A 13,346-nucleotide genomic window follows, 5' to 3' on the forward strand; every position below is an offset into this window, starting at 1 on the left:
CCGTTATGGGTTCGCGACCTAGAGCGCTCCGTGTGGAACCCGTGCGGGTTCAGAGGCTTGGCAGCGGGCGTTGATGCGGGCCGACAGGTCGGCGCCCGCGCGGCCGTCCCGGGAGCCGACGTGAGACCACGGCCCTAAGTGCCGGCGGCAGCGGGCGAAACCGGCCGGCCGCCGCGGTCCAGACGGGGAGGTGAGACCGGTGAAGATCCTGCTGGTGGAGGACGACGCCGCCCTCGCGGCGGAGGTCGCCAAGGTCCTGCGCGCCGAGAACTTCGTGCTCGACCACGCCGCCACCGGCGAGGACGCCCAGCATCTCGGCGAGACCGAGGGCTACGACGCCGTCGTGCTCGATCTCGGCCTGCCGAAGGGCGACGGCGTCTCGGTGCTGCGGGCCTGGCGCGGGGCCGGCCGGACCCTGCCGGTGCTGGTGCTCACCGCCCGGGACGGCTGGAGCGACAAGGTCGCGGCCTTCAAGGCGGGGGCGGACGACTATCTCGTGAAGCCGGTGCGCGTGGAGGAGCTGGTGATCCGCCTCCGCGCCCTCGTGCGCCGGTCCCAGGGCGGCGGCGCGAGCCGGATCACCTGCGGTCCCCTCAGCTTCGATCCGGGTCTCGGCGCCTTCGAGCACGAGGGCCTGCCGCTCAAGCTCACCGGCCTGGAATGGCGGGTCCTGTCCTGCCTGATGCTGAACCGCGAGACCGTGGTGCCGCGCCCGCACCTGATCGAGCGGGTCTACGAGGGCGACGCCGACGTCGATTCGAACTCCGTCGAGGTGATCATCACGCGCCTGCGCCGGAAGATCGCGCCGGCGCGGATCGAGAGCGTGCGCGGCCACGGCTACCGCCTGCACGCGGAGCCCGCCTGATGGCGGCGACGGCGCGGCGCCGCTCGCTCCGCACACGGCTGCTCGCGTCGGCCCTGGTGCTGGTGCTGGCGGCCCTGGTGGTGGCGGGCCTCGCCATCGGGGTGATCCTGCACCGCTTCGTGCGCGGGCAGCTCGACGGCCGGCTCGACGCGCAGATCGTCGCCCTGCGGGCCGGGCTCGAGGCCGGGATCCTCCCGCAGGGGCTCGACGCGCCGCCCTTCGACCGGCCCGGCCCCGGCTGGGCCTGGGAGGTGCGCCGCGGCGCCGAGACGATCCGATCCGGCTCCCTGCGGGGCGGGGACATCCGCCTGTCCGATCCCGGACCGGACGACGATCCGGGCCGGCCGCACCCGGCCTCGGGCACGGGGCCGCGCGGCGAGCCCCTCGTCGCCCGCGTGCTGGCCGTGCCCGGGCCCGAGCCGGCGACGATCGTGGTGGCGGCGCCGGAGGGGGAGCTGCGCGGGCCGCTGCGCGAGGCGCTGACGAGCCTCGCCCTGGCGCTCGGCATCCTCGGCCTGTGCCTGCTCGCGGGCCTGGCCTTCCAGGTGCGCCTGGGCCTCGCGCCGCTGACGCGCCTGCGCGCGGACCTCGCGTCGGTCCGGGCAGGGCGGCACGAGCGCGTGCCGGCGGACCAGCCGGCCGAGATCGCGCCGATGGTGGCGGAGCTCAACGCGCTCCTCGACCAGAACGCGCAGAACCTGGAACGCGCCCGCGGCCACGTCGCCAACCTCGCCCACGCCCTCAAGACACCGCTCGCCACCCTGTCGATGGCCCTCGCGGAGCCGGCCCGCGACCCGGACGGCGCCCTGCGCCGGCAGGTGGACGACATGGACCGGCGGGTGCGCCATCACCTCCGGCGCGCCCGGGCCGCGGCCCTGGCGGGCTCGGCCCGGGGCCGCACGGCCCTGGCGCCCCGGCTGTCGGACCTGCGCGCGGCGCTGACGCGGATCCACGCCGAGAAGGGCGCGACGATCGACCTCGACGTCCCGGAGACCCTGTCGGTCTCCTGCGAGGGCCAGGATCTCGACGAGATGCTCGGCAACCTCGTGGACAATGCCTGCCGCTGGTGCCGCGGCCGCGTGCGGGTCTCGGCGGCGGCGCGCGACGGCGCGGTGGCCGTAGTCGTGGAGGATGACGGACCCGGCCTCGACCCGGCGGCGGCATCCGCCGTCATGGCCCGGGGCCGGCGCCTCGACGAGGGCGTGCCGGGCCACGGCTTCGGGCTGCCGATCACCCTGGAGCTCGCCGAGCTGTACGGCGGCGGCCTGAGCCTCGGGCGGTCGGATCTCGGCGGCCTGCGGGCGGAGCTGCGGCTGCCGGCCTGACCGTGCCCCTCAGCCCAGCGCCTCCCGGAGGATCGGCCGGATCCGCGGATCGGCGCAGTGGGCCACGTTGAAGCGCATGTAGCCGTTCCACGCATCCGACAGGCTGAACGAGGTCCCGGGCGCCAGCACCATGCCGCGGGCCAGCGCCCGGCGGGCGACGTCGGCCCCGTCGCGCCCGTCGGGCAGCCGCATCCACAGGAAGAAGCCGCCCCGGGGCTGCGCCCAGGTCTCGAGGCCGCAGGCGCGCAGCTCCGCGGAGGCCTGCACCATCGCGCCGGCGAGCCGGCGGCGGGTCTCGGCGAGGTGCCGCCGGTAGGCGCCCTCGGTGATCAGCGCGTGCACCAGCGCGGCCGTGATGTGGCCGTTGCCGAGGCTGAGGGCGAGCTTGAGATCGACCAGCGGCTCGACCCAGTCGGCCCGGAGCGCGATCCAGCCGCAGCGCGCGGCCGCCGACAGGGTCTTGGAGAAGCTGCCGATCTGGATCACGCGCTCCAGTCCGTCGAAGCCGGCGAGCCGCGGGGCGGCCTCGGGCTCGAGGTCGCCGAAGATCTCGTCCTCGACGATGAGCGTGTCGTGCGCCTCGCACAGCTTGAGGAGCCGGTGCGCCACGGTCGGCGCGAGGCTCGCCCCGGTCGGGTTCTGGAGGGCGGCGTTGGTCAGGTAGAAGCGCGGCCGGTGCTGCTCCAGCAGGGTCGCGAGCGCCTGCAGGTCCGGCCCCTCCGGCGTGATCGGCACGCCGACCACCGCCACGCGCTGCGCGCGCAGCAGCGCCAGGAAGTTGAAGTAGCAGGGATCGTCGACCAGCACGGTGTCGCCGGGCTGGAGCAGGAACCGGCAGACGAGGTCCAGCGCCTGCGTGGCCGATTCGACCAGCACGATCTGGTCGGGCTCGGCGCCGACGCCCTTCTCGCCGACCTTGCGGGCGATCTGGTGGCGCAGGGGCTCGTAGCCCAGGGGCCGGTCATAGTTGGTCATCTCGGCGAGGTCGGCCCGGGCCACCCGGCGCAGGCCCCGGCGGATCGCCTCGTGGGGCATCCAGGAATCGGGCAGCCAGCCGGCCCCGGGCTTCAGCTGGTCGGAGCCGGCCTGCTGCGCCTGCCGGGTGATCCAGAGCGGGTCGACGATCCGGTCGAGCCGCGGCCCCATCGCCTGGAGCGAGAGCGGACGGGTCTTGCCGGCGACGTAGAAGCCCGAGCCCGGCCGCGGCACCACCGCGCCCTCGGCGGCGAGGCGCTCGTAGGCCTCCACGACGGTGGATTTCGAGACGCCCATCGTCTCCGCGAAGGCCCGGACCGAGGGGATCCGCACGCCCGGGACTAGCCGCCGCGCCGCGATCCGCTCGCGGATCTCGCCGACCACGGCCTCGACGCGCGTCCCTGGGCTTCTGACTGCGACCGCCATCCGTACTGCTCTTTCGTCCGGACAATTCTTCTGAACCGTACCGAAGTGTTCCTGTCGCCGCCAGCCCCCGCCCGCCAGGATCGCGACGCCCCGGAACGATGGAGGAGGGGATCCATGACTCAGTGCCTGACAGAGACCGCCGCCCTGGAAACCCGGATCGGATCCCGGATCAGATCGCGCGGCGGATGGCTCGCCCGGATGGCCGGGCCCGTGCTGACGGTCGCCGCCGAGGTGCGCGCGGGCCTGTCGCGGGCGGCGATGAACCGTCGCGTGCTCCAGCGCCTGTCGACCCTGTCGGACCGGGAACTGAAGGATATCGGCCTGACGCGGCAGGACGTGGCCGATGCCTGCGTGCCCGGCACGGGCGACGCGATCCACCTGCTGGTCGGCCGGCGCGACGAGCGACGCCATGCCCGGGCGGCCGTGCGGCCTTGGTGATGCGGTGGTGACGCGGCGGCGTGCGGCGTAGGGTGCGCGCATGACGCTGCGCGACGGGCTCGCCGCAATCCTGGTGGTCACGATCCTCGGGCTGGCCTTCGTGGCCATCAAGGTCGGCCTGGAGACGGTGCCGCCGCTGATGCTGTGCGCCCTGCGCTTCGGCTTCGCGGCGCTGCCGGCGGCGCTGGTGATCCGGCCGCCCCGGGCCCCCGTCGCCCTGGTGGCGGGGTTCGGCCTCGCCCTCGGGGTCGGCCAGTTCGGGCTGCTCATGACGGCGATCCGCCTCGGCATGCCGGCCGGGCTGTCGTCGCTCCTGATCCAGGTCCAGGTCCCGTTCACCGTGGCGCTCGCCTGGGCGCTGCAGGGGGAGCGCCCGCGCCGACGACAGATCCTGGGCGGCAGCATCGCGCTCCTCGGCGTCGCCGCGGTGGCGCTCGGGCGGGGCGGGGGCGCCCCGCTCGGCCCGCTGATCCTCGTTGTCGGCGCGGCTCTGTCCTGGGCCAGCGCGAACGTCGTCGCGAAGCGGATCGGCCGGGTCGACCGGCTGGCGCTGATGGTCTGGAGCAGCCTCGCCACCACGCCGCCCCTGCTCATCCTGTCGCTGATCGTCGAGGGGCCCGGGGCGCTCACGGCGCTGGCGCATCCGAGCTGGGGGGCGATCGGATCGGTCGCGTTCCAGGCCTACCCGACGACGCTCCTCGCCTTCGGCCTCTGGAACGGGCTCCTGACCCGTTACCCGGCGGCTGCCGTGACCCCCTTCGCCCTGCTGGTGCCGGTGGCCGGCATCCTGAGCACGCATCTCGTCCTGGGCGAACCGCTGAGCGCCGACATCCTGGCCGGGGGAGGCTTGATCCTGACGGGAATCGCCCTCAGCCTGCGCGGGACGCGGCCGGGCGCGGTCGCTCCGCCGAGTCCTTCCCCCGAATCGTCGAAGGTGGCCTGACCGCACGGCCGAGCCATCACCCGTCCCGCTCGGGCACGCGCGACTGCGCGTCGGCACGGTGCACCGCGAGACGAATTCTGATGGTGATATCGGGGGGACGTGGCGCGGGCGACGGGGCTCGAACCCGCGACCTCCGGCGTGACAGGCCGGCACTCTAACCAACTGAGCTACGCCCGCACGGCGTGGTCGCTTCGAAGGGGCGTTTCGCCCGGCGACGGGGCGGGGTTTATGGGGCGCCCGGTGCCCTGTCAAGCGCGTCCCGCACGGATTCGCATCCGCCTCGATCCGCGACCGCCGCCGCAGGCATACCAGCCCCCCGACTCGAGCCTGCGCGCTTCCGTCGTGTTGCGCCGGCGCCGCGCAAGCCCATCTCGGACATGACCGACAGGACGACCGACAGCGCGCTTTGTGCGACGCGACAAGCCATTGTCACGGGCCGGCGGCTCGACTAAGCCTCCGGCCGCGCGCATCCTGGCATAAGAACAATTCCACGGGCGGATCCGGGTCGGCGTCGCACCGCGGTTTCACTCGTCTCGCGAGGCCCTGGCATGACCGGATTGTTGGCGGATTACCTGCCGCTCATCGTGTTCATCGGCGTGGCGCTGTTCATCGCCACGGCGCTCCTGGTCGTGCCGTTCCTGGTGGCCTTCAAGAGCCCCGATCCGGAGAAGCTCTCTGCCTACGAGTGCGGCTTCAACGCCTTCGACGACGCCCGCATGAAGTTCGACGTGCGCTTCTACCTCGTCGCCATCCTGTTCATCATCTTCGACCTCGAGGTCGCGTTCCTCTTCCCCTGGGCAATCACCTTCGGGGATCTGGGCTGGTTCGGCTTCTGGTCGATGATTGTCTTCCTGGGCGTGCTGACCGTCGGTTTTGTCTACGAGTGGCGCAAGGGCGCCCTCGAATGGGATTGATCTCCCGCCGCTCGCCGCCCGCACCGAATTCTTGAGTCGCCGATGGCCCTGATCACCGACACCAACCGCGCCCCCGCGATCGCGCCCCAGCCGAAGGGGATCATCGATCCCAACACAGGCCGCCCGATCGGCGCGGACGACCCGACCTTCCTGTCGATCAGCGACGAGCTGGCCGACCGGGGCTTCCTGCTCACCACCACGGACGAGCTGATCAACTGGGCCCGCACGGGCTCGCTGATGTGGATGACCTTCGGTCTCGCCTGCTGCGCGGTCGAGATGATGCAGATGTCGATGCCGCGCTACGATTGCGAGCGATTCGGCTTCGCACCCCGCGGCTCGCCGCGCCAGTCCGACGTGATGATCGTCGCCGGCACGCTCACCAACAAGATGGCCCCGGCTTTGCGCAAGGTCTACGACCAGATGCCGGAGCCGCGCTACGTCATCTCCATGGGCTCCTGCGCCAACGGCGGCGGCTACTACCACTATTCCTACTCGGTGGTGCGCGGCTGCGACCGGGTGGTGCCGGTGGACATCTACGTGCCCGGCTGCCCGCCCACCGCCGAGGCGCTGCTCTACGGCGTGCTGCTGCTGCAGAAGAAGATCCGCCGGACCGGCACGATCGAGCGCTGAGGAGCGGCCATGACGAACGGCATCTCGATCCTGCCCCACACCCAGCCGGCCTACGGCGACGACGCCGTCTCGGCCCTGGCCGAGCGCGTCCTCGGCGCCCTCGGGCCGGCGGTCGTGTCCCACACCGTCGCGTTCGGCGAGCTGACGCTGGTGGTCCAGGCCTCCGACATCGTCTACGCGCTCACCTACCTGCGCGACGATCCGGCCTGCGCGTTCCGCAACTTCATCGACATATGCGGCGTGGACTACCCGCAGCGCGAGAAGCGCTTCGACGTGGTCTACCACCTGCTCTCCCTGCGCCATAACCTGCGCATCCGGGTGAAGGTGCAGACCGACGAGGTGACGCCGGTCCCCTCCGTGATCGAGGTCTTCCCGGCGGCCAACTGGTACGAGCGCGAGACCTACGACCTCTACGGGATCCTGTTCTCGGGCCATCCCGACCTGCGCCGCCTGCTCACCGATTACGGCTTCGAGGGGCACCCCCTGCGCAAGGACTTCCCGCTCACCGGCTTCGTCGAGGTCCGCTACGACCAGGACCAGGCGCGGGTCGTCTACGAGCCGGTGCAGCTGACGCAGGAATTCCGGAACTTCGACTTCTTGTCCCCGTGGGAAGGCACCGACTACGTGCTCCCCGGCGACGAGAAGACGTCGGCTTGAGCCGCGGAGAGCGTCCGTGACCGAACACAACATCCGCAACTTCGCGATCAACTTCGGCCCGCAGCACCCGGCGGCGCACGGCGTGCTGCGCCTCGTGCTGGAACTCGACGGCGAGGTGGTCGAGCGGGTCGACCCGCATATCGGGCTGCTCCACCGCGGCACCGAGAAGCTGATCGAGTACAAGACCTACCTGCAGGCGACGCCCTATTTCGACCGGCTCGACTACGTGTCGCCGATGAACCAGGAGCACGCCTTCTGCCTGGCGATCGAGAAGCTCGCCGGGATCGAGGTGCCGCGCCGCGCGCAGCTGATCCGCGTGCTGTTCTGCGAGATCGGCCGCCTGCTGTCGCACCTGCTCAACGTCACCACGCAGGCGATGGACGTCGGCGCGCTCACGCCCCCGCTCTGGGGCTTCGAGGAGCGCGAGAAGCTGATGATCTTCTACGAGCGGGCCTCCGGCGCCCGGCTCCACGCCAACTATTTCCGGCCCGGCGGCGTCCACCAGGACCTGCCGCCGAAGCTCATCGACGACATCGACGCGTTCTGCGACCCGTTCCTGCAGGTCGTCCAAGACCTCGACGACCTCGTCATGGCCAACCGCATCTTCAAGCAGCGGAACGTCGATATCGGCATCGTGTCGGTCGACGAGGCGATGGAGTGGGGCTTCTCGGGCGTGATGGTGCGCGGCTCCGGCATCCCGTGGGACCTGCGCAAGGCGCAGCCCTACGAGTGCTACGAGGAGATGGAGTTCGACATCCCCGTCGGGAAGAACGGCGACACCTACGATCGCCAGGTGATCCGCATGGAGGAGATGCGCGAATCCGTGCGCATCATGAAGCAGTGCGTCGCCAAGCTGCGCGAGCCCGCCGGCCAGGGGCCGATCGCCTCCGTCGACGGCAAGTTCGCGCCGCCGCCGCGCCGGGAGATGAAGCGCTCGATGGAGGCGCTCATCCACCACTTCAAGCTCTACACCGAGGGCTTCCACGTGCCCGAGGGCGAGGTCTACGCCGCGGTCGAGGCGCCGAAGGGCGAGTTCGGTGTGTACCTGGTGTCCGACGGGACCAACAAGCCGTATCGCTGCAAGATCCGCGCGCCGGGCTTCGCGCACCTGCAGGCGATGGACTGGATGTGCCGCGGGCACCTCTTAGCCGACGTGTCCTGCGTGCTCGGCACGCTCGACATCGTGTTCGGCGAAGTGGATCGGTAAGACAGAAGCGATGGCAAACCGCAGACTCGCCCCGGCCTCGGAGCAGCCCGAGAGCTTCGCGTTCTCCCCCGAGAACGCCGAGTGGGCCAAGACCCAGATCGCCAAGTACCCCGAAGGCCGCCAGGCCTCGGCGGTGATCTCGCTCCTGTGGCGGGCGCAGGAGCAGAACGGCGGCTGGCTGCCGCGGGCGGCCATCGAGGCGGTGGCGGCCGAGCTCGGCATGCCGAACATCCGCGTGCTGGAGGTCGCGACCTTCTACACGATGTTCGCCCTCGAGCCCGTGGGCCGATTCTGGATCCAGGTCTGCGGCACGGTCCCGTGCGATTCCTGCGGCGCGCGGGGCCTCAAGGAGATGCTCCAGGCCCGTCTGGGCCCGGCCGGCCACGTCTCGGCCGACGGCACCTTCTCGTGGCTCGAGGTCGAGTGCCTCGGCGCCTGCTGCAACGCGCCGATGGTCCAGATCAACCAGGACTACTACGAGGACCTGACGCCCGAGTCCCTCGGCCAGCTGATGGACGACCTCGCCGCCGGCCGGCCCGTGAAGGTCGGCTCGCAGACCGGGCGCGTCTCGTCCGAGCCCCAGGACGCCGTGAACACCCTCACCGACCCGACGCTGTTCGACGGCTCGCGGGTCGGCGCGTGGCGCAAGCGCTTCGAGGAGGCCGGCAAGGCGGAGGAGCCGGTCGCCAAGACCGGTGAAGCCGCGTCCAGCACGCAGCAGGCCGCCGAGAACCCGAAGCCGGCCCGGCCCGACGCCGGCCGCCCGGTCGAGCGTCCCGTGAGCGACGCCCCGGCCCAGCGCGCCGCCAACGGCGAGAGCCCGGTGAAGCCCGAAGACCGCGCCGACGCGGCCGAGCGCGGCCGCTCCACCGCCAAGCACGGCGCCGCCCGGCCGGGCGACGCGGACGTGCTCGACACGCCGGCCAAGCGGGTCGCCGAGGGCGAGCCCGCCGCCGGCGAGCAGGGCCACCAGGCGGTGCCGAACCGCGACGCCGTCCCGCAGCAGCCGGAGGCCTCCGGCGCCAGCGAGGGCGAGGTGGCGGCCGAGACCGAGGAGGCGCGCATCGCCGGCGCGCTCGCGGCCCTGCCGAAGGACGCGAGCCCCGAGCAGAAGGCCGACGCCGTGGGCAAGCGGCCGCCGGGGCTGGAGGCCGCCCGCGCCGGCAAGCCGGACGAGCTGACGCGCATCAAGGGCATCGGCCCGGGCAACAGCCAGCGCCTGAACGGGCTCGGCATCTACCATTTCGACCAGATCGCCGCCTGGTCCCGCGACGAGATCGCCTGGGTCGGCACCTACCTCGCGTTCCCGGGTCGCATCGACCGGGAGAACTGGGTGGGGCAGGCCAAGGCCCTGTCGGCGCCGGCTCAGTGAGGACCTGACATGCTGTCGGATCAGGATCGCATCTTCACCAACCTCTACGGCCTGCACTCGCCGGGCCTGGAGGCCGCCAAGAAGCGCGGCGCGTGGGACGGCACCAAGTTCCTGCTGGAGCAGGGCCGCGACTGGATCATCGAGGAGATGAAAGCCTCCGGCCTGCGCGGCCGCGGCGGCGCGGGCTTCCCCACCGGCCTCAAATGGTCGTTCATGCCCAAGAAGTCCGACGGGCGCCCGCACTACCTCGTGGTCAACGCCGACGAGTCGGAGCCGGGCACCTGCAAGGACCGGGAGATCATGCGGCACGACCCGCATCTCCTGATCGAGGGCTGCATGCTGGCCTGCTTCGCGATGAACGCGCATGCCTGCTACATCTACATCCGCGGTGAGTACGTCGCCGAGAAGCACGCCCTCCAGAAGGCCGTGGACGAGGCCTACGCGGCCCGCCTCGTCGGCCAGTCGAATGTCCACGACTACCCATTCGACATCTACGTCCACCACGGCGCCGGCGCCTATATCTGCGGCGAGGAGACGGCGCTCATCGAGAGCCTCGAGGGCAAGAAGGGCATGCCGCGGCTGAAGCCGCCGTTCCCGGCCAATATGGGCCTCTACGGCTGCCCCACGACCGTGAACAACGTCGAGTCGATCGCGGTCGCCGGCACGATCCTGCGCCGGGGCGGCGCGTGGTTCGCCGGCCTCGGCGGCAAGAACAACACCGGCACCAAGCTCTTCTGCGTCTCCGGGCACGTCAACAAGCCGTGCAACGTCGAGGAGGAGCTCGGCATCCCCTTCCGCGAGCTCATCGACCGCCATTGCGGCGGGATGCGCGGCGGCTGGGATAACCTGCTGTGCTCGATCCCGGGCGGCTCCTCGGTGCCGCTGGTGCCGGCCGAGCAGATCGTCGACGCCAAGATGGACTTCGACACCCTGCGCAACCTGGGCTCCGGCCTCGGCACCGCGGCGGTGATCGTGCTCGACAAGTCCACCGACATCGTCGCGGCGATCACCCGGATCTCGTACTTCTACAAGCACGAGTCCTGCGGCCAGTGCACGCCCTGCCGCGAGGGCACCGGCTGGATGTGGCGGGTCATGCAGCGCATGACCGAGGGCCGCGCGCAGAAGCGCGAGATCGACATGCTGTTCGAGGTCACCAAGCAGATCGAGGGGCACACGATCTGCGCGCTGGGCGACGCCGCGGCCTGGCCGATCCAGGGCCTGATCCGGCACTTCCGCCCCGAGATCGAGAAGCGCATCGACCGCTACACCGCCAACCCGCACAGCGAGCCTGTGCCGATGGCCGCCGAGTAAGGGCGCTATGCCGGTGTCCAACCCACAGCCTCATCCTGAGGTGCCTGCGTCAGGGGGCCTCGAAGGAGTCCTCCAGAGATCGCGAGGCGGGCTGGACATCTCCTTCGAGGCTCGGCCGCGCCTCGCACCTCAGGATGAGGGCGTGGGTGGGATCCGGCCTCGCGCGTTTGGGCCAGTTTACGAGACGATCCGATGACAAAAATCCTCGTCGACGGCACCGAGGTCGACGTCCCCGCCGATTATACGCTGCTCCAGGCCTGCGAGGCCGCGGGGGCCGAGATCCCGCGCTTCTGCTTCCACGAGCGCCTGTCGATCGCCGGCAATTGCCGCATGTGCCTCGTCGAGCTGAAGGGTGCGCCGAAGCCCGTGGCCTCCTGCGCCTACGCGGTGAAGGATTGCCGCCCCGGCCCGAACGGCGAGCCGCCGGAGGTGCTGACGCGCTCGCAGGGCACCAAGAAGGCCCGCGAGGGGGTGATGGAGTTCCTGCTCATCAACCACCCGCTCGACTGCCCGATCTGCGACCAGGGCGGCCACTGCGACCTGCAGGACCAGGCCATGGCCTACGGGGTCGATTCGACCCGCTACACGGAGAACAAGCGCGCGGTCGAGGAGAAGCATATCGGTCCGCTGGTGCGGACCGCGATGAACCGCTGCATCCACTGCACCCGCTGCGTGCGCTTCCTCGCCGAGGTGGCGGGCGTGCCCGACCTCGGCGCGATCGGCCGCGGCGAGGACATGGAGATCACCAGCTACCTCGAGCAGTCGATGGCCTCGGAACTCCAGGGCAACGTCGCCGACCTCTGCCCGGTGGGCGCCCTCGTGCACCGGCCGCAGAGCTACAACGTCCGGCCGTGGGAGCTGAACAAGACCGAGTCGGTCGACGTGATGGACGCGGTCGGCTCGTCGATCCGCATCGACACACGCGGCCGCGAGGTCATGCAGATCGAGCCGCGGATCAGCGAGGAGATCAACGAGGAGTGGATCTCCGACAAGACCCGCTACCACATCGACGGGCTGCGGATGCAGCGCCTCGACCGGCCGTACCTGCGCGAGAACGGCCGGCTGCGGCCCGCCTCCTGGGGTGAGGCCTTCCAGGCCATCGCCGCCAAGGTGAAGGGCACGGATCCGAAGCGCGTCGGCGCGGTCGTCGGCGACCTCGCGGGCGTCGAGGAGATCTTCGCGCTCCGCGAGCTGATCAAGAGCCTCGGCTCGCCGAACCTCGACTGCCGCCAGACCGATGCCGGCCTCGACCCGGCGCTGGGCCGCGCCTCCTACATCTTCAACCCGACCATCCCGGGCATCGAGGCGGCGGACGCGATCCTGATCATCGGCGCCAATCCGCGCACCGAGGCCTCGCTGCTGAACGTCCGCATCCGCAAGCGCTGGCGCATGGCGCCCCTGGCGGTGGGCGTGATCGGCGAGCCGGTCGACCTGACCTACCCGAGCCACTACATCGGCGCCGGCCCCGACTCGCTCGCGGCGCTCGCCCGCGGCGAGCACAGCTTCCTCGAGATCCTCAAGGAGGCGAAGGCGCCGCTCGTGATCGTCGGCGCCGATGCTGCACCGGGCATCCTGGCCGCTGCCGCCTCCCTCGCGAAGGAGATCGGCGCGGTCTCGGCCGAGGGGAACGGCTTCGGCGTGCTGCACACGGCCGCCGCCCGCGTCGGCGCGCTCGATCTCGGCTTCGTGCCGGGGGAGGGCGGCCTGACCTTCGCGCAGATGCTGGAGGCGGGCGCGCTGGACGTCCTGTTCAATCTCGGCGCCGACGAGCGCGACGTCGCCCCGGGCGCCTTCGTGGTCTACCAGGGCAGCCACGGCGACCGTGGCGCCGCCCGCGCCGACGTGATTCTGCCGGGGGCGGCCTACAGCGAGAAGTCGGCGACCTGGGTGAACACCGAGGGCCGGGTCCAGATGGGCAACCGCGCCGCCTTCCCGCCGGGCGACGCCCGCGAGGACTGGGCGATCCTGCGCGCGCTCTCGGACGTGCTGGGCAAGCGCCTGCCGTTCGACTCGCTGACCGCGCTGCGCCGCGCGCTCTACGCCGCCCACCCGCATCTCGCGGCGGTCGGCGCCGTCGAGCCGGGCAACGTGACCGAGGCGGTCGACCGGCTCGCCGGCCTCGGCGGCACCGCGACCGGCGCGGCCTTCGCGTCGCCCGTGACCGACTTCTACCTCACCAACCCGATCGCCCGCGCCTCGCGGATCCTCGCGGAGTGCTCGCGCCTCGCCCGGGAGCGCGCCGCCGAGGCGCGGCCCCTCGCGGCGGCCGAGTAGGAGCTCAAG

General features: G+C 71.6%; 12 protein-coding genes and 1 tRNA gene. 11 read left to right on the plus strand and 2 right to left on the minus strand.

Translation table 11 applies throughout. From position 1 onward, the window contains the following. The first annotated feature begins 199 nt into the window (after nt 1–199). A complete protein-coding gene (locus ACX9MN_RS14890; protein ID WP_020092230.1) occupies nt 200–865 on the plus strand; it encodes a response regulator transcription factor in 666 nt (221 codons plus the stop codon). Beyond that, nucleotides 865–2,190: a sensor histidine kinase gene (locus tag ACX9MN_RS14895; RefSeq protein WP_489724812.1), complete on the plus strand. Its 1,326-nt coding sequence runs from the start codon at nt 865–867 to the stop codon at nt 2,188–2,190. The genes ACX9MN_RS14890 and ACX9MN_RS14895 overlap by 1 nt, the downstream gene beginning before the upstream one ends. A gap of 9 nt (nt 2,191–2,199) precedes the next feature. Here ACX9MN_RS14895 and ACX9MN_RS14900 read toward each other — a convergent pair whose 3' ends face one another. Next, a complete protein-coding gene (locus ACX9MN_RS14900) occupies nt 2,200–3,591 on the minus strand; it encodes an aminotransferase-like domain-containing protein (protein ID WP_091977247.1) in 1,392 nt (463 codons plus the stop codon). A gap of 114 nt (nt 3,592–3,705) precedes the next feature. On the opposite strand from ACX9MN_RS14900, the gene ACX9MN_RS14905 reads away from it, so the two are divergent. Next, nucleotides 3,706–4,029, plus strand: coding sequence for a DUF1127 domain-containing protein (locus ACX9MN_RS14905; RefSeq protein ID WP_056532530.1), 324 nt, complete (start codon nt 3,706–3,708; stop codon nt 4,027–4,029). A gap of 40 nt (nt 4,030–4,069) precedes the next feature. Further along, nucleotides 4,070–4,972: an EamA family transporter gene (locus ACX9MN_RS14910; RefSeq protein WP_331297377.1), complete on the plus strand. Its 903-nt coding sequence runs from the start codon at nt 4,070–4,072 to the stop codon at nt 4,970–4,972. Nucleotides 4,973–5,072: 100 nt separating this feature from the next. Here ACX9MN_RS14910 and ACX9MN_RS14915 read toward each other — a convergent pair. Next, nucleotides 5,073–5,149 (minus strand) — tRNA-Asp (locus tag ACX9MN_RS14915). Nucleotides 5,150–5,520: 371 nt separating this feature from the next. Between ACX9MN_RS14915 and ACX9MN_RS14920 the strand changes: the two genes are divergently transcribed. The 7 genes from ACX9MN_RS14920 to nuoG all read left to right on the plus strand — a co-directional run bounded on the left by ACX9MN_RS14920 (nt 5,521) and on the right by nuoG (nt 13,337). Next, nucleotides 5,521–5,886: an NADH-quinone oxidoreductase subunit A gene (locus ACX9MN_RS14920; RefSeq protein WP_007560754.1), complete on the plus strand. Its 366-nt coding sequence runs from the start codon at nt 5,521–5,523 to the stop codon at nt 5,884–5,886. Between the two features lie 42 nt (nt 5,887–5,928). Further along, a complete protein-coding gene (locus ACX9MN_RS14925) occupies nt 5,929–6,516 on the plus strand; it encodes a NuoB/complex I 20 kDa subunit family protein (RefSeq protein ID WP_010686017.1) in 588 nt (195 codons plus the stop codon). A 9-nt stretch (nt 6,517–6,525) separates the two neighbouring features. Then, the gene (locus tag ACX9MN_RS14930; protein ID WP_056532537.1) at nt 6,526–7,173 is read left to right on the plus strand and encodes an NADH-quinone oxidoreductase subunit C; all 648 of its coding nucleotides are present in this window, start codon (nt 6,526–6,528) and stop codon (nt 7,171–7,173) included. Between the two features lie 16 nt (nt 7,174–7,189). Then, nucleotides 7,190–8,380 carry an NADH-quinone oxidoreductase subunit D gene (locus tag ACX9MN_RS14935; protein WP_020092237.1) on the plus strand — a complete coding sequence of 397 codons (1,191 nt, stop codon included), beginning with the start codon at nt 7,190–7,192 and terminating at the stop codon, nt 8,378–8,380. A 10-nt stretch (nt 8,381–8,390) separates the two neighbouring features. Then, on the plus strand, nt 8,391–9,752 hold the full coding sequence (gene nuoE / locus ACX9MN_RS14940; RefSeq protein WP_489724813.1) for an NADH-quinone oxidoreductase subunit NuoE: 1,362 nt from the start codon (nt 8,391–8,393) through the stop codon (nt 9,750–9,752). A gap of 9 nt (nt 9,753–9,761) precedes the next feature. Beyond that, nucleotides 9,762–11,063: an NADH-quinone oxidoreductase subunit NuoF gene (nuoF, locus tag ACX9MN_RS14945; protein ID WP_489724814.1), complete on the plus strand. Its 1,302-nt coding sequence runs from the start codon at nt 9,762–9,764 to the stop codon at nt 11,061–11,063. A gap of 192 nt (nt 11,064–11,255) precedes the next feature. Next, nucleotides 11,256–13,337 carry an NADH-quinone oxidoreductase subunit NuoG gene (gene nuoG / locus ACX9MN_RS14950; protein WP_489724815.1) on the plus strand — a complete coding sequence of 694 codons (2,082 nt, stop codon included), beginning with the start codon at nt 11,256–11,258 and terminating at the stop codon, nt 13,335–13,337. Nucleotides 13,338–13,346 lie beyond the last annotated feature (9 nt).

Source organism: Methylobacterium sp. 1A, assembly GCF_058072805.1.

Coding starts and splice junctions, on each gene's coding strand:
- ACX9MN_RS14895 (WP_489724812.1), top strand. CDS start 865: ATGGCGGCGACGGCGCGGCGCCGCTCGCTCCGCACACGGCTGCTCGCG.
- ACX9MN_RS14900 (WP_091977247.1), bottom strand. CDS start 3,591: ATGGCGGTCGCAGTCAGAAGCCCAGGGACGCGCGTCGAGGCCGTGGTC.
- ACX9MN_RS14905 (WP_056532530.1), top strand. CDS start 3,706: ATGACTCAGTGCCTGACAGAGACCGCCGCCCTGGAAACCCGGATCGGA.
- ACX9MN_RS14910 (WP_331297377.1), top strand. CDS start 4,070: ATGACGCTGCGCGACGGGCTCGCCGCAATCCTGGTGGTCACGATCCTC.
- ACX9MN_RS14920 (WP_007560754.1), top strand. CDS start 5,521: ATGACCGGATTGTTGGCGGATTACCTGCCGCTCATCGTGTTCATCGGC.
- ACX9MN_RS14925 (WP_010686017.1), top strand. CDS start 5,929: ATGGCCCTGATCACCGACACCAACCGCGCCCCCGCGATCGCGCCCCAG.
- ACX9MN_RS14930 (WP_056532537.1), top strand. CDS start 6,526: ATGACGAACGGCATCTCGATCCTGCCCCACACCCAGCCGGCCTACGGC.
- nuoE (WP_489724813.1), top strand. CDS start 8,391: ATGGCAAACCGCAGACTCGCCCCGGCCTCGGAGCAGCCCGAGAGCTTC.
- nuoF (WP_489724814.1), top strand. CDS start 9,762: ATGCTGTCGGATCAGGATCGCATCTTCACCAACCTCTACGGCCTGCAC.
- nuoG (WP_489724815.1), top strand. CDS start 11,256: ATGACAAAAATCCTCGTCGACGGCACCGAGGTCGACGTCCCCGCCGAT.